Source organism: Mycoplasma sp. AC1221 (assembly GCF_054353815.1).
Window position 1 is genome coordinate 18,884 of sequence record NZ_JBTHHH010000012.1, and the last position, 16,726, is coordinate 35,609.

Genomic DNA, 16,726 nt, shown 5'->3' on the forward strand with positions numbered 1-16,726 from the left:
CTAGACTACTTTACTTGCGAAAACGAATAAGATAATAATCGCAGTAACGAAAGCATAAATCGCAGCTGTTTCAGCAATACCAACACCGATAATTAACATAGTTCTTATTTTGCTTTCAGCCTCCGGATTACGTCCAACTGCTTCAGCTGCTTTACCAGCAGCATATCCTTGTCCAACTCCAGTACCAAGAACCCCGATTGCTGCTAATCCAGCACCAACTGCTACTAAACCTAAACCAATGTGTGTTCCTGCCTTAGATCCCATATCACTGGCAGAATTTGATATGGCTGTTTTTGCTGCAGCTGCAGCATTTGAAGCAGGTGCTGTAGTAGAGGTTGTTCCATCGGCTAATTTTGTAAGTAAATCTAAAATCATTTTATCTCCTTATTAATAAATCGATTGTATCTTTCTTTTGGTAAATTTCTTAAAGAATCTACTTTCAGAATTCTTTGTTTTTTTAGCTGGTTCTGTAGATTGCGATTCTATTGTTCAATATACAGCAGTCAGCATTGTGAAAATTAATGCCTGCAATATTCCATCAAATAAATCAAAGTACATATGTAGCAATGGTGTGAAATATATGGCAAAAATATTTTGAAATGCACTATTATCTGTGCCTAAAGCAACCTTAAATAAATATCCAAACATTGCATAAATTAAAACAATAATGGTTGATCCACCAACTAAATTCCCATACATACGAGCACTTAAGGAAATAAGTGGGGAAAACTTACCAAAAATATCTCAAGGTGCTTTAATAATGGATCAATAATATCTTCAGCGACGGTATATAGTTCCTGAAAGAATAATTCCTAATCAAGTAGCAACTGCTAAGGTAATTGGAACACTAAACGCAGTTCCAATTGGTTCTAAACCGATAATTGAAACTCAGTTACCAACAAGTAAAAAAGTTGCTAAGGTAAAAATATAAAAACGCGAACCTGGTAGTTGATCACCAACTGTTTCTTGATACGAATTATCTATATATCCTAAATATCCTTCAGCAAGCTGAGTGATACCTTTAGGAGCTTGATCAGCACGTTGTTTGCGAACTTTGAAAAAGATAATTAACGAGAATATCACGATAATTATCACTGTTACAATCAGTGAAAATAACTGAGGTAAATCAAATTTTCAAAGTCTTTGTTTAATTTCGTCCAATTTTGCCTCCTTTGTATTTTGAATAAATAAATGTTGCTATAATCACAAAAAAATTAAATCCTACGCTCCCAAAAAACACAAACATATTAATTGGTAGAGTAAATTCAGATAATCCAGTATATTTTTTTAATGCATATATTTTTAAATTAATATGATATATGCTTAAAATTACTGCAGTTAAATAAATAAAAAAGACAAACATCTTTAAAATATTTAAAAATATTAGTGATTTTCGTTTTTTTAATGGTATCATCCCGAAAATTCTTGTGATCATAAAAAGCAAATATGAGCTTAGCGCTCCAATCGCAAAACCAAAAAAACTACCTTTAAATCATATTGATAAGATACTAAAAATAACTGATAAAAACCCAAAAAGACTTCAAAATACTATTTCATAATCTCTTTGGAATTTATGCATTTTTCTCCTTGTTTTGCTGTTAGTTATTTTATACCTTTTTTAAAATAAAAACAAAAAATTTTTTATTTTTAATTTTAAATAGATAAAATAATTATATGAAACATCGTATTGAAAAAATGGTTGCTAATAATACTAATTATTCTCGTTTGATGATAAATAAAATGCTTAAAAAAGGTAAAATAAAGGTGAATGATATAGTTGTCTATAAAAGTTGTTATGTAAATGTTGATGATATCATCACAGTTGATAATCAGAGCATTAATACAAAGTTGTTTTATTTAGCACTGAATAAGCCTAAAGGATATATTTGTGCAAATGCGGATGCTAAGTATCCAAGTGTTTTGCATCTTATTTCAGATTTATATAGGTTTGCCAAAAATATCCATACCGTAGGTAGACTTGATGTAGATACACACGGTTTGCTAATTATTACAAATGATGGTGCTTTTACTCATCGGGTGTTATCACCAAAAAACCATATTCAAAAAGTTTATTTAGTGCAAGTTGATAAAGAACTTGATGTATATATGATAGAAGTTTTTAAGCAAGGTATCGATATTGGTGAAGCAAAGGTATGTCAAAGTGCTAAACTAGAGATTATTGATCGATATAACTGCTATTTAACTATAAATGAGGGTAAATACCATCAAGTCAAAAGGATGTTTAATAAACTTGGTTATAAGGTAATCGATTTAAAGAGAGTTGCTTTTGGTAAGTTTATATTGCCAGATGATTTATCACCAAGAGAATACATAAGCATTAATAAAGATCAAATAATTTAAAAATAACCCATTCTTGGGTTATTTTTAGTAAATTAAGCTGCTTGTTTAGCAGGTGTACTTGAAACTTCGGATGATTGTCCTTGTGATTGTGCAGATGCTTGTGGTGTTGCTGTCTGTAAATCAGTTGAAGTTGCTCCTTGTGGACTTGATCCTGATGCTTCTGAAGTTTGGGTTGTTGTAGAAGCTCCTTGATCTGTATGTTGTTCAGAACTACTATTTTCTGTATGAGTGGCTGAAGCAGTTTGTCCTGATGATGTTTGTGAACTACCCGAACTAGATGCATCTGTTTGTCCTTGAGAAGTTGTAGTTCCAGTAGTCGATGAACTAGCTGTTGATGATGGATTTGTTGCAGTTTGTGCTGATTCGCTTGATTCACTTTGTCCAGGTTGTGCAGCAGGAGTATTACTTGTTTGGTTGTTTGAAGCAGTTGAACCACCTGAGTTTGGAACTTGTGCAGTGGTATTATGACTGTTGTCCCCCCCTGTTGAACCAGATGAGTCAACTTCATTAGATTTTGGTGCAGTTTGGGTTTGTTGTTGACCTGCTGATTCGCCATTACCAGAAAGTGTGTTTTTTGATTCAGTTGGAGTTTTAGAGTTATTTTTGGTGTTTTCGGTTTGTGGTGACTTTGTTTGCTCACCATGTCCACTATCATTATCTGGTGTTTTTGCACTTTGGTTATTTTCTACCGGTGAACTAGGCTGATCGGTTGGCATTGGGTTTGCAGGAGGTGTTTGTTCTTTTGGTTTCTGTGTTTCTATTTGAGTATCTACTTTTGTTTTTAATTCTGTCAATTTAGTTAAATTAGTAGCAGAATTTAGTTCATTGGTAAATTCTGTTTTTTTGTTATCATCTTTAACTTGTGCAATTAGTGTTTGCAATAATGTAGTAAATTTGATTTCTTGAACTACATCAAAAAGATTTTGTGCAGTTTGAGTATTAAGTTGACTAAGGAATTTTTCTTTATTAGGATTTTGGTCGTTTCAAGTTAACAATTCATCCAAAGCAGAATTTTTTTGCTCATTTAAAGCGCTTTGCACATCTGAATTAATTTGCATCAACTTACTTTGATCAAAATTTCTTGATTTTTGCATTTGATCAAGTTCTTTTTTGTTTGTTTCATAATTTGCATAACCAGTTGGTTGTAATGATTTACCTAATTCCAGTAATTTTGCTGTTTGTTTTGCTAAGTCAAAGTTTGAAAGCAACATTTCAAAAACTTGGTTATATCCTAAGTTAGAATGCACTAAATTATCTTTATCTGCATCAAAGTATTTTGAAATACTTTGGTAGTAATCTAATTTAAATTGACTATCATCTTTTAAAGTATCTGAAACAACTGATAATGCTGCGATTAAGAATACTTTTGATAAATTATTTCGATTAACTAATGAAGCATAAGAATCAATAAGAGATTTGATACTATCAAGTGTTAATAAATTATCTACATTTTTATCACGAATTAATCCCATAATCTTGCTTCGATCAGAAGCAAATTGCAATTGGGCTATTTGTGGTTTTAAATATGCTCATACACTACTACGATACATATTATCATATGCAAGTTTATCAACTTGGAATTTTAATGTCATTACATTATCTAAATATGAATTAACAAAGACTTTATCTTCTGTTTTATCTGATGCTAAAGCATTTTTATATTTATTTGTACTATTTGTATCACTAAGAGTAGTATATGTGTTTTTAAGAATTGTTGCTTGATTCTTAGTAGTTGCATCTTGAGTAGATGCTAAAACAGTAAGTCTATCATTAATTTCATTTAAGATAATTTCTACATATTTAACTTTGTTTGCTATAACATCTGTATTTGCTGATGCATTAGTTTGATCTTCATCTGCTGACTGTGTTGCTTGAGTTGGTTGCTGATTTTGCTGATTTTGTGTGTTTTCAGAAGTAGTATTTGTTGCAGGTGATGTAGAGGTTTGAGAGTTTTTTTGTTCATTATTACCTTGTCCTGCCCCAGCATTATTTGTAGCAGGTGTACTTGTAGCACCTTGTTTATCCTTAGTTTCGGTACTTGCTGCACCAGATTCAGTCATGTCTGATGGTTGTTTTGCATTTTCTGTTTGAGTTTTGTCTGCATTTATCTGTTTTTGTGAATTATCACTAGTTGTTTCTTTTGCTGCATCTTTTTTATCTGTTGAACCAGATGCTGCATTTGACCCTGCTGCTTGATCTTTTGTATTTTTAGTTGCATCAGTTTTGTTTTCAGTTGTTTTATTATTAGTTTTATCTTCTGATGAATTATGTTCATCTTTTGTAATAAATCCAGGTGTGCCTAATTTATTATAAAATAGCATATATTGAACTTTATCAATATTATGACGAATTGTGTATAAATCGGGTTCGTCTTCTAATTTTCCATCGACTGTTTTCTTATCAACTTTATTAACTTCATCAATTGCTGCTTGACCAAAAAGTTGTGCTAATTTTAAAAGGTATTCTTTTTGTGAATTTAAGAGTGCTTTTAAGGCTGCTGTTTGTGAAGTCGATTCGGTTGCATGTGCAATTTGATATTGTAATTTAGCATAAGAACCAAAATTTACTATGGTTAAATCGTCTGCACTTGCTTTTGGAGCATTATTTTGTGATAATGATGCTTCATAGATAGTTGCAAGTTGAGTCAATCTACTTACAGCTGCTTGGATGCTAGATAAATTATCAGTGCTAATTTGTTTGATTCTATCAAACTCAACTTGCATCTTTGTTTTATCCGCATCGGATAGTTTATTAATTGAATCTTGTAATTGTGTTCTAATTTTGTTTTCAGTTTCTTTTAGTCTTAAAACTGATTGATATTTTGTTAAATTAACATAAGTAAAATTCTCTGGTAATTTTACCGCATTAGCAAAATTAGTTTTAAAATCATTTGATAAACCTGAATCATTTGCTTCTTTAATAATTTGTTCTTGATAAGTTTGTAATGATAAATGATATGTTACTTTTTGATGTAAGTTCTTAAAGTCATTTATAGTTGTTTTTGAATCAGTTGATGTAAGTTTGTTTAATTCAGATGTATATAGGTTTTTAACTTTTTCATCTGTAATTTTATTAATATCATCGGTTAAGGATTGCTTTTGTGTATCAAAACTGTTTTGTAAAGTAGTAAATAATGCTTGTTGTTTTGCTAAGGTATTTGCATAAAGAGCATTAAATTGGGTTCTTACAAAACTTGGTTCATATGCATCTCCATCATACATTTTATATGTTGCATCAACTAAATCTATGCGACGGTATGCAACTAAATCTGCTTCATCAAAGTTTGCTAAACGTGAAGCGATCAATCCTGTATGAGTCGCTACAAATAAATCAATGTATTTAGACATTACATTATTGTATAAAGTATTGTAATCATCATCGTTGCTGATTGTTGGAATATTCAATGAATCTAATGAAAGTGAAGGTAAGTATTTTTTAATGAAGTTGGTTAAACCTGCTTTTTTAGCAGCTAATCTTTTTGCTTCAAAGTCAGCAAGTGGTAATGATCTTAAATCATTTTCCATATGTGCTACGATAGAATTGAGCTCTTGTAAGTATGAAGCACCTATTTTTTCATCAAAATCTGATCCTAATTTACTTTCAAAATCTGTAATTTGTGATTGATATGAACTCTTTTGATCGCTGGTAAAAGTAGTTGCTTCAGTTAATAATGCATGTGCATATGATAATAATGGATTAATCATTGATTCACTCAATGGTTGCACAAGTGCATTATATTTATTTTGATATTCTGTATTTTTTGTACTATCTTTAATTTGTTTAACTACACTTAAAATTAAGTCAAGTTTTTGTTGGTTCATAGATGCTTCTGACTTGCGTTTTTCTTCGATGTATTTTAATACATTAAGAAAATCATTAATTGATTCAGAATTTAAAATCATTGCACGAGCAGTATTTTTACTTGTTTGATCAAAAATACTTTCGGACATCTCGGCTGCTTCAAGTAAATATCTAGATTTTCAATATAAAACTTCTGCATCGGTTACATTAGATTTGGTTAAGGTATCTTTTTGTTGCATTTTATGTTGTAATTTTTGTAAATCTAGTTTAAATTCGATAACTTTTTGATTAAAGTATGCTTGATTAGCATATTTTTGATTATTTAAATATTCACTTGATTTATCAAGGTTGAATTTAAAGTTAGCAAACTGTGTATCAATTGCAGTATTAATACGCGATAATACATCATCTAATGCTGATGAAGATGTAGTTAAAGCAGCAATTGTCTCATCTTTTACTTTGGTTAAATTGTTTTCATTTGTTGGTTTAAACTTAAGTACATCCAAATTGATAGTCTGTAACAATGCATCTAATAAAGTTGTTTTTCCTTCGATATTCAGCTTCTTATCATCAGCTTGTTTGGTAAAGTTTTCACTGTAAAACAATTTATCTAATAAATTAAGTGGTTGGTTGAACTTAGTAATAAAATTAGAAGTGTAAAGTCCTAATAATTTACCTTCGCTATAAATTCCATCTTTATGTAACAAACTTTCACTTAGGGTTTTAGAACTTTCAACTAACTGGTGTAATTTATCAACAACTGCTTTAGTTTCTTGTGCATCCTGATTTTTAACAGCATTAATTTGTGAGTTAACATTATCTAATTGAAACTTAATTTTAGCATCAAATTCTGCCTGAATAAAATCGTTGGCTTGCTTAAATAAATCTAATACTTTACGATATGAAGCATCAGAATATTGTAATGGGATTTTATGAAATTCTTCAACTAATAAATTACGATTAGCAACAGTTTGGATCTTTGGTACTACTGCTAAAAAATCATTAACTGCTTTTTCATACTTCGCTTGTGCTTCCTTGTTAGTTTTAACACCTGATGTAGCAACAGCAATTGTTAATGCTGCAGTAGCAGTTGCAGCAGCAAAAGCAACTATAAATGCTTGTTTTCCTACACGATGCTTTCTTTCTTTTTCACTGTGAGTATTTTTTTCACTCATATAAACTCCTATATAACTACCAATAAGGTATATTTAATATTTTAATATCTTAAATTATATTATTATATGTAAAAAAATACAATAAATAATCTGTGTTTTTAAATGTTGTGTTTTATCTGTTTTTGTATTTATATTTTTTGCGAAAATATGATTTTTATAAATTTGCAATTAGTAAATTTATAAAAATACCAAAAAATACAACTACTACTCTTTGATTACAGCATTATCGCCGTTTGAAACTAAAATACCTTTATCATTAAATGTGTCTGGCATTGCACCAAAAAGATTTGCGGGAAGGTTTGGATAATCTATAAATGGATTTCTAAATTGGTATTTTTTGAAAATTTCATTATTTCGGTTAATATCTACAGCATCAACTGGATCTTGCATATCTCACTTTAAAAGTGTATGTAAAAAATCATCTTTGATATAAGGAAAATTACTTATAAATAAATTATTAGATGCATCTGAATAAATATTTTTTTCATAATACATTAAAATAAAATATAACACACTACGAGCCACATCACCTTTAAATTTATCAATCACTTCAAACACCATTTGTCCTTTGTTATTTGTTCCAAGTTTTGACCCGTTCTTAAAGGTAAAAGTTACATTTTTTACTTCTCCAAAAGGAAAATTACCCCTTTTAGAGTTTACAAATGTATCTAATGGTCAAGTTACAAATGGATCGGGTTGCATCGGATCATCGCTTGAGTATCATTTTTCTGGTATTAAATGTCCACGCATTTGTGCAGTATTTTCAGATGATGAGTTAGCATTTTCTACAAAAGTTTGTTTTGAAGCAAAATTAGTTTTATCTGGTTGGGCTGTAAAAATATCTAAAATACTTTTATCTTTTTTATAATATAAATCTTTATATGCATTAGATTCATTATAAAAAGTTTTTAATGCTTCATATATAACTGAACCGTGTAAAATACCAGCCCGAATTCCGTGATGATGCATTTCTAATGCTCTTCATAAATCCATACCTTTTTTACCATATGCAGATGCATAATAATTAGATGGTTTATAAACTAAATTACTTGTATCCGTCAAATTAATTGGACTTCTATCTTCTTCTGTTGTCACTGGGTTTGTTTTAGAACCTGGATTTGTTGTTTTATCAGCAGATTGTCCTGATGTAGTAGTTTGATTATCGTCTTTATCACCAGACTTTTTATCCACCTTACTCGGATGTGATGCACAACTGGTTGCTATTGCAGCTGCAGCAGGGATAAAAAATGATAATGATAATAATTTCTTATTAAATTTCATATACTTCCTTTATGAATTTAGTATCTCGGATGAACCATTTGATACTAAAATTCCTTTGTTTATAAATGGTTTAGGATTTTTTGAAAATAAATTTTCAAAAAGGTTGGGATAATCGATAAAAGGATTTCTTAATCCATAAACTCGATATGTTTCGTTATTTCGATTGATATCAAAAGCATCGACAGAGTCTTTAGTATCTCAATTTAAATAAGTTTGCAAAAAGTGCGCTTTAATATTAGGAAATGTTTGAGTGAATATATTAGTTTCTTTATGATAAATACCGTTATCATGGTAAATTGTAATAAAATATAAATAACTTCGTGCCACATCTCCTTTGAAAGCATCAATTACTTCAAAAACTTTTTGACCTAGAATGTTTGTCCCTAATTTTGAACCATTTTCAGTTGTTAATTCTACATTTTTTACATTATCATGTGGAAAATCAGCACGCTCTGAATTTACTTTGATATCAGTTGGTCATACAAAATTCGGATCAGAACGCATTGGTAGGTTTTTATTAAACCAACTTTGTGGAATTAAATGCTCACGATTTGTTCCTTTTCCTTCGGTATTAGCAGAGTCTCCACCTTGATAACTTTTATATTCATAAGGATCTTTACCGTTTGGATTTTCTGAATAAATATCCAATAAAGAATTATCTTTTTCATAATATAAATCTATGAATGCTTTTGAATCCTTATAAAATTCAGGTAATTTCTTATATGAATCTTTATTTTTTAATTCATTTAAATGTGTTTTTTGCAGCTTGCTTAGGGCTTCTCAAAGTGCTTTTCCACTTTTTCCATTTGCTGCTTGATAATAATTATCTGATTTATATTTTAAATTTGATATATCAACTGGATTTGGGATTTGGATATTAATTTCTTGTTTTGGTTGTATCTGAACTGGTGTTGAATCTGCTTGTGTAGTTTGTTTTTGCACTTCAAAAACTATAGAAAAAGTATTATCTGAAAGTAATGTAACTTTTCCTTTGGAAATTTTAGCAACTTTAAAAAATAATTTAAATTGATTATTTTCAGCTGTATATCTTAAATAATCATTTGGTTTTTCGTTATTTTCTTGCTTTGGTTGTTGATCATTTACCATATTATATGTTTTATCTATATTGACATCAAAAATATTCCTTAAACTACGATTCCCAAGGTTTTTTCAGTTTAATGACTCATCTTTATTAAGTTTGATAATTTTCTTATTTTTCCAATCATAAACAATTTTTAAATCACTCGTAGCAACTTCATTTAATAAATCTTGCTTAAGCAATGAAACCATATCTAAATGACTTGAAACAAAGTTATCTAATTCATTTCCACTAAAATTTCCTGATTCAGATTGGACCTTAGGAATCTTATTTTCTGTCTTTGGTTGCTGTTTATTCACGGGATTTTGAGGGGTTTGTTGTTTTTGACCACCCGATTCCTTAGGGATGCTTATTTCAGATGGTTTTTGTGAATTTTTGTCTGTTTTTTCTTGTGTAGAATTGCTTTGACTATTGCAACTTGTTGCTATTAGGGTAGCAACTGACGCAATAGTTAAAAAAGGTAATAAAAATTTCTTCATAATTCTCCTTATTACATCTTAATTATAAACTTTTATAAGCAGATGTGATTGTTTTGATTAATTATCCATATTATTTCGCATTTTAGTTAAATAATATAGACCGATTAATGCAGAATCATCACCGTGTTGATCAAAGATAAGTTTGACATCTTTAAAATGGTTAGGATCACTAATTAATTTTGCTTTTTCAAATGCACCAATTACAAAATCTTTTTGAGCAAGTGCTAAACTTCCGCCAATATAAAAATTATGTGGAGATAATAAAGCAGCACAAGTAGCAAAAATATTTGTTAATACATCAGACGCTTCTTTAATTAAATTCATGGCTTTAGCATCGTTATTTTTAGCTAATTCAAACACCTCTTTTGCTGAATTTGCTATTGATAATGCTTTTGCCTTGGTTTCAATACCACTACCTGAACAATGTAACTCTAATGCATAAGGATTTTTAAGACGATGTTCTTGATAAAAACCGATTTTGCTTGCAGGTAGTTGGGCAATTTCTTGTGCATAATAATCACGTCCATGATAAATTTTATTATCTATAATCAGTCCTGCACCAAAACCTGTACTGATAGTAAAAAATTGACTTATTTTATCTGAATTAAATCCGTTTGCTTTTACATGATTTGCTAAGGCCATAACATTTGCATCATTTTCAAAAACAATATCAGAAAGTGTGCTTGTTTGCATAAGATAACTTCTTACATCAAAATTTACTCAACTACCTGCTAAGTTAGGACTCTTTAAAACAATACCTTTTTGATAATCAGATGGTCCCGGAATGCATAAAGCAAGATATTTAATTTCATATTTTTTGATTTGTTCGATTATTCAATCACAAGTTCTTTCCGCTGATCGATAATCAGTTTGTGTTTTGTTCTTTTTGATAATGTTTCCATATTTATCAAATAGAGCAAAGCGAGTATTGGTTCCGCCAATATCAACAGCAGCATATTCAGAATTTTGTAAATGTTCTTTCATATTTTAATTTTACTTCATTTATTTTAGATATTTAAAAGTTTCTTTTAAATATCATAAAATTCTTTATTTGCTTAAAAATATGTGAAAAACTGCATTGTAAATTAATAGTGTTCATAAGAAAAATAAATAAAATAAAAATTATGTTATTATTCTTTTGTGCTATAATTTATAAGCAATTAACGAATTGCCCAGGTGGCGGAATGGTAGACGCAAGGGACTTAAAATCCCTCGGTCGCAAGACCGTGCTGGTTCAAGTCCAGTCTTGGGCACCAGGATTGTGCGTCCTTAGCTCAGCAGGTAGAGCAAATGGCTTTTAACCATTGGGTCAGAGGTTCGAATCCTCTAGGACGTACCATTTCAAGTAATTGACCAAAGGCCTTTGGTCTTTTTTTATACAAAAATATGTCTAAACCTATATTCTAGACTTAAACATATTTATTTAGATGCGATAATATTATTTTTTTAATTTTAGGTATACTTTCAAATCATTGTTCATCAATGAATATATATGAATATTTAATATGTTTTAAAAGACGTTTTAAAAGTCTACCAACCTTTTGCTGATCTAAATAATTTTTATTTATTAAGTTCATAAATTCAGTATTTATTAGTTCGTTTTGTCTTTTTTGACTTTGCTGTATATCTTTACTATTAATAACATTCAAACGGTTATTTTTAATAAATTCTGGATTTTTAAGAATAATAAAAGCTAAAGTTGTTTTGGGTTGTGAATTTAGAATAAAATTCATCAGTGGTTTATACCATATGTATCATAAAAATTTTTGTTTTTGGTTAAAAAACTGCATTTTTTCAAGCACATTATGAGCAATAAGTTCTTCAATTAAATGTCGATCAATTACAGAACAATCATATTTTTGCATCATCTGCTGTTGTCTAAGTCGATCAGTAAAAAAAGTTCATTGATATTTAAAAGCATTATTTTTTAAATCTTTTAAACATTCATTATATGGTTTTATTATTTTACTGCGATCATTTAGAATTTTAAAATTATTAGGAATTCAAAAATCATCTAATTTTGCTATTAAAGTTGATTTTCCTGAAGCTCCCATACCGATAAATGCTATTGAAAGTTGCTTGTTTTTACTAATAAAAAATAAATATAAATAAATAATTTGATATATTAAAATTAAAATTATTTTTGATATATCTACTATTTTTAAAGAATAAAAAATAATTGCAAAAATACTAGATAAAAATGTTAATATATATGAAAATCTGATTCCAAAAATTAACAACAAAATAAAGACAATATAAATGCCTTCTGATATACTAAAAATTACTTTCGAGACTGTATCATAGGTAAAAAAGTAATTTTTTGAAGTATTTTTAAACCAAAAACCTAAAAAATAAGTTAAATTAAAAATAAGAATAAATAAAATTATTAAAAATAAAATAGAAATAATATTTAACCGATAATATATAAATTTATTTCCTTTATTAGTTTTATTCCATCTTATTAATTGTTTTAACATTGATAAAGTTAGAATAATAAAAGTTATTAAAGTAGTAAATAAGTTAATATAATTTTTATAAATTAAATGGAAAATACAATTAATAACAAAATAAATAATAAAGTATATAAACGATAAAATATTCCTTTTAGCACTATTATATAGTGCTAAAAGATAAATGATACTACTTAGAGCATAAATTATTAAAATAATTAATTCATAACTGTTATTATATATTTGTATTTGTTTTAATATGATATTATATAGCATTAAAAACACTATAATTGGATAAAAAAACAAAATGATTCATAAATGTCTTTTCAACATAATAAAATTATAATAGTTTTAAAAAGTTGTATAAATAAAAGCAAGTTAATTTGCTTTTACCAGTTTATAATGCTCATTCGATATTTCTTCAAGTAGTTGGTTATCAATCATTTTATCAATTACTGATTTTATTTTATTTTTAGTATTAACGGTTAATGCTTTATTGTTAGTTCGTGAAAGAATTTCAGTGCTAATACCTTTAAAATCAAACACATTAGCATATTTAAATAGTGTCAAAATTAAATGTTGAAGTTCATTATTATGAATTTCATTTATCGGTCTGCGTTCATCATCTTCATCTGATTGTCTAAAGATGAATTTAAAATTTTCTGAATCAGGATAAACAAATTCATCAGAATCTAAAATCAAATTATATCTATTTATTATAGACTGAGCAAAATCCTTTACTTTATTTGTTGTAGAATTTTCTTCTAATAAAATTTTTACGAAGGCAAGGAATTTATTGAATGTTAATGCTCCTGATTTTTCAAAAATTTTTAGCAATATTTCCTTACATTTTAATTTATTTCTCAAGCTAGAATGTAAATTAAATTCTACTTTATAGTGTCTTGCACTTTTTTGTATTGGTCAATATTTTTCAAAAATTTCAACATTAGGAATTTTATTTTCTTTTAAATATGTATTTACTAATGATTCTTGATGGACATTATTTGCTATTTTAGGTATACCTGTTTCTTGTTGCGATTGATTTGTTTTTGACATTTCTAATTCTTTTAATTTATTTAATATTTTTTGAACTTCACGATCCGGATTATTAAATCAATCAGTAGACCAGATGCGATGGATTATCCAACCACGTGTTTCTAAGACTTGTTGCCTTAAGCGATCTCTATCACGAGTTGATTTAGAAGAATGATATAAAGCCCCATCACATTCTATACCTAAAATAAACTTGTTTGTTTTAGGATTTACAATTCCTAAATCAATTCGATACCCTGAAACTCCGACTTGGGTGCGAACCATCAAGCCTTGCATTATTAGTTTATCATATACTTGTTTTTCAAAACCTGAATCAAAATGTATACTTACATCACCATTATTACTATCGTTATCACTTAGATTAGAAATACCAAATTCTGCATTTTTAATAAATTGCTCTAAGATTTTTATCCCACGACTTTCACTACGGAATCAGTCTATTTGCGAACTTGTAAAATTAGAAATTATATGCATTCCAATTTTAGAACGAGTTATTGCAACATTTAAACGTTTATAACCTGAATTACTTCGATTTATTGCACCAAAACTTGTTCCAAAACGATCCTTTGAAATTCTTTTTGCTTCAATTATGAAGATAACAATATCTCTTTCATCTCCTTGGACTCCATCAATGCTTTTAACAAAAAATGGTTCATCTTTATTTTTTTCAAAGAAATAAGCTAATTCAGGATTGCTTTCTCTAAATTTTTCAATTTATCTTTCAACTTTATCTAAGATATTAACATTAAATACAACAATACCTACAGAATACTTATCTCTATGAGTTTCAATAATATCTTTAAGAAGTTTTTTAGTTTCTTCAATTAATACAAAAATATCTTCTTTTTTATTAAAAGTATCATTTTCTGCATAAATAAAGTTTAATCCCTCAAATTTTTTAGGGTTTCTTGAGTTAGGAAAGGTTATTAAATCTCTATAAATCATTTGATTTGATGTATGAATTAGTTCTTCGAATTTTGAACGGTAATGTCATTTTAGTCTTATCGAATCATATCTAGAAGCAACAAAATCAAGTAACGAGTCGTAACCAGATGAAATATCTTCACTTTCTTCATCAATATAAGTTTCGGATATGAGTTGTTTTTCAAAGAAGTCAGAAGCAGGCATTTGTTCTTGATCACCAACTATTATAGCTTGTTTAGCACGAAAAAGTGAACAAATTGCTTTTTCAGGTTTTATTTGAGAAGCTTCATCAAAAATCACTGTATCAAATTCAAAATCAATATCTTTAAATAAATTTGATACCATTAAGGGTGATAATAATAAACAGGGTTTTACATCTAATATAAAGTTATATACTTTTTCAAAGATTTTCTTAAAAGGTAAAAAATTTCTCTTCTTTTGACTTTCTGCTTTAATTATTCTATATTCAGGGTTATTTCTAGATAAACTGAGTTTATAACTTAAATATTCATCATTTTTTTGTTTAACTTTTTGCTTTGAAAATGAAAGACATTCGATTTCTTTTTCACGTAATATATCAAGGTGTGTAGATAGAAATTGTGCTTGATTTGTTTTTACTTCATTTCATAATATACTTTGAATCAATATTTGATAATTTTTGCGTAAATAAATTTCTTGAAAATAATTTGTTATTTTGTTATTAATAATTGCATTTACAAATGAATCTAAGTTTATATATTTAAGTTCACTTATAGCTCAATTTAATTCAATATATGGTTCCAATGTATTATAAAAATTTTTTTGTAATGTTTGTATTTTTGATATTAATTGTTGGTAATCATAATTTGCATAATCAATTTGTTTTTTATCAAAAAATGAGATAAAGAGGTTCCAATTTGAATAAAATTTTTCAAAATCATTAATCATCTGATTAATATATGATAGGTTAGTCAAAAAAGAAATATAACCATTACTTTCTGTATCATTAAATTCAATAATTTTATCAAAGACATCAATTAATTCATTTAGTTTGTCAACATCATCTATAACAGATAAACCTAACTTATTTCAAATTTCTTTTATATCTAAATTATTTTTTAAATATTGTGCAACCTTTTTGTATAAATTTGAAATCCCTTTATCTTGCTTAGATAAAACTTTAAACGATGACTTTTTAAGTAATTTTTTAGCGTATTTTCATACTGATGAAAATATTCTAGTTCATGAGTTTTCTATGCTAGGTATTTTACTATTAATTTCTTGTATCTTAATTTGTTGTATTACATTAACATCAACAAAATGCTCAATAAATTCATCTAATAACTTGTTATTTTCACTTTTCTTATTAAATATGGTTTTTAAATTATCCTTAATTTGTATAAATTCTGCATAGTTTGCAAATTTATATAATTCAATGTTATATTTTGTATATAAATTAAGTTGAATAAATATTTTTTGAAAATTGTCAATAAAAATATTTGAAGGTTTTAATAAAATATTATTAAAATATTCATTAATATTAACAAAATTGTTAATAAGGTTTCAAATACTCTCTTTTAATGATTGATATATTTGTTGGTTTTTTTGATTTATATTTAAACCATATCATACCGATGCTTGCATATCAAAATTTAATTCTTTATATGCTTTATAAAAACTATCTATTTTTTCAAGAATATTCTCATGTTCATAAAGTGACAATTCTGAGAAATTTCCTGTATAAAATTCTATATCAGGATAGTTTTCTAACTTATAATATTCAGAAATATATTCATATAAATTTAAGTTTTGTGGTTTTCTTTTTTTAATGAGTATTTCACCATATGCATCTAAAACATTTTTACTATTATTGTGTTGTGCTAATAATGCATTAGTTTTTTCACTATCTAATTCATAAAATTTTGAATCTTCTATCGATGTTATTATATCATTAAGTATTTTCCTTTTATCAAGATCGCCATCGTGAATTGCAACTACATATTTTTCTAAACCTATTTTTTTAAGATTATTAAATATAACCTGCAATGCTGTATTCTTTTCTGCTACAATAAAGTAGGACAAAAAGATTAACAATTAATTCTGTTAATCTTTTTGTTTATTAAT

At 27.7% G+C, this 16,726-nt stretch carries 11 protein-coding genes and 2 tRNA genes; 3 read left to right on the forward strand and 10 right to left on the reverse strand.

Features of this window, described 5'->3' with window-relative positions; translation table 4 throughout:
• From atpE to ACXYRK_RS02730, 3 genes are read right to left on the reverse strand one after another with little or no spacing between them, the layout of a single operon-like run.
• Positions 1 to 375 carry an ATP synthase F0 subunit C gene (atpE, locus tag ACXYRK_RS02720; protein ID WP_458597529.1) on the reverse strand — a complete coding sequence of 125 codons (375 nt, stop codon included), beginning with the start codon at positions 373 to 375 and terminating at the stop codon, positions 1 to 3.
• Positions 376 to 387: 12 nt separating this feature from the next.
• On the reverse strand, positions 388 to 1,161 hold the full coding sequence (locus ACXYRK_RS02725) for a F0F1 ATP synthase subunit A (protein ID WP_458617964.1): 774 nt from the start codon (positions 1,159 to 1,161) through the stop codon (positions 388 to 390).
• Positions 1,148 to 1,579: a hypothetical protein gene (locus ACXYRK_RS02730; RefSeq protein ID WP_458597531.1), complete on the reverse strand. Its 432-nt coding sequence runs from the start codon at positions 1,577 to 1,579 to the stop codon at positions 1,148 to 1,150. The genes ACXYRK_RS02725 and ACXYRK_RS02730 overlap by 14 nt, the downstream gene beginning before the upstream one ends.
• A 95-nt stretch (positions 1,580 to 1,674) precedes the next feature.
• Here ACXYRK_RS02730 and ACXYRK_RS02735 point away from each other — a divergent pair, with 95 nt between their 5' ends.
• Positions 1,675 to 2,361, forward strand: a complete 687-nt coding sequence (locus tag ACXYRK_RS02735) for a pseudouridine synthase (RefSeq protein WP_458617966.1) — start codon at positions 1,675 to 1,677, stop codon at positions 2,359 to 2,361.
• Between the two features lie 32 nt (positions 2,362 to 2,393).
• Here the strand turns inward: ACXYRK_RS02735 and ACXYRK_RS02740 are convergent, their stop codons facing one another.
• From ACXYRK_RS02740 to ACXYRK_RS02755, 4 genes are all read right to left on the reverse strand, one after another.
• The gene (locus tag ACXYRK_RS02740) at positions 2,394 to 7,337 is read right to left on the reverse strand and encodes a hypothetical protein (RefSeq protein WP_458617967.1); all 4,944 of its coding nucleotides are present in this window, start codon (positions 7,335 to 7,337) and stop codon (positions 2,394 to 2,396) included.
• 204 nt (positions 7,338 to 7,541) lie between these two features.
• Positions 7,542 to 8,618: an endonuclease gene (locus ACXYRK_RS02745; RefSeq protein ID WP_458617969.1), complete on the reverse strand. Its 1,077-nt coding sequence runs from the start codon at positions 8,616 to 8,618 to the stop codon at positions 7,542 to 7,544.
• A gap of 9 nt (positions 8,619 to 8,627) precedes the next feature.
• Positions 8,628 to 10,196, reverse strand: a complete 1,569-nt coding sequence (locus tag ACXYRK_RS02750; RefSeq protein ID WP_458617971.1) for an endonuclease — start codon at positions 10,194 to 10,196, stop codon at positions 8,628 to 8,630.
• A gap of 57 nt (positions 10,197 to 10,253) precedes the next feature.
• Positions 10,254 to 11,180, reverse strand: a complete 927-nt coding sequence (locus ACXYRK_RS02755) for an ROK family protein (protein ID WP_458617973.1) — start codon at positions 11,178 to 11,180, stop codon at positions 10,254 to 10,256.
• 186 nt (positions 11,181 to 11,366) lie between these two features.
• On the opposite strand from ACXYRK_RS02755, the gene ACXYRK_RS02760 reads away from it, so the two are divergent.
• A tRNA-Leu gene (locus ACXYRK_RS02760) sits at positions 11,367 to 11,452 on the forward strand.
• 7 nt (positions 11,453 to 11,459) lie between these two features.
• A tRNA-Lys gene (locus tag ACXYRK_RS02765) sits at positions 11,460 to 11,535 on the forward strand.
• Between the two features lie 70 nt (positions 11,536 to 11,605).
• On the opposite strand, the gene ACXYRK_RS02770 is transcribed toward ACXYRK_RS02765, so the two are convergent.
• The 3 genes from ACXYRK_RS02770 to ACXYRK_RS02780 form a co-directional block, all read right to left on the reverse strand.
• On the reverse strand, positions 11,606 to 12,439 hold the full coding sequence (locus ACXYRK_RS02770) for a hypothetical protein (protein WP_458617975.1): 834 nt from the start codon (positions 12,437 to 12,439) through the stop codon (positions 11,606 to 11,608).
• 585 nt (positions 12,440 to 13,024) lie between these two features.
• On the reverse strand, positions 13,025 to 14,413 hold the full coding sequence (locus tag ACXYRK_RS02775; protein WP_458617978.1) for an AAA domain-containing protein: 1,389 nt from the start codon (positions 14,411 to 14,413) through the stop codon (positions 13,025 to 13,027).
• Positions 14,414 to 16,684, reverse strand: coding sequence for a DEAD/DEAH box helicase (locus tag ACXYRK_RS02780; protein WP_458617976.1), 2,271 nt, complete (start codon positions 16,682 to 16,684; stop codon positions 14,414 to 14,416).
• Positions 16,685 to 16,726: the final 42 nt, after the last annotated feature.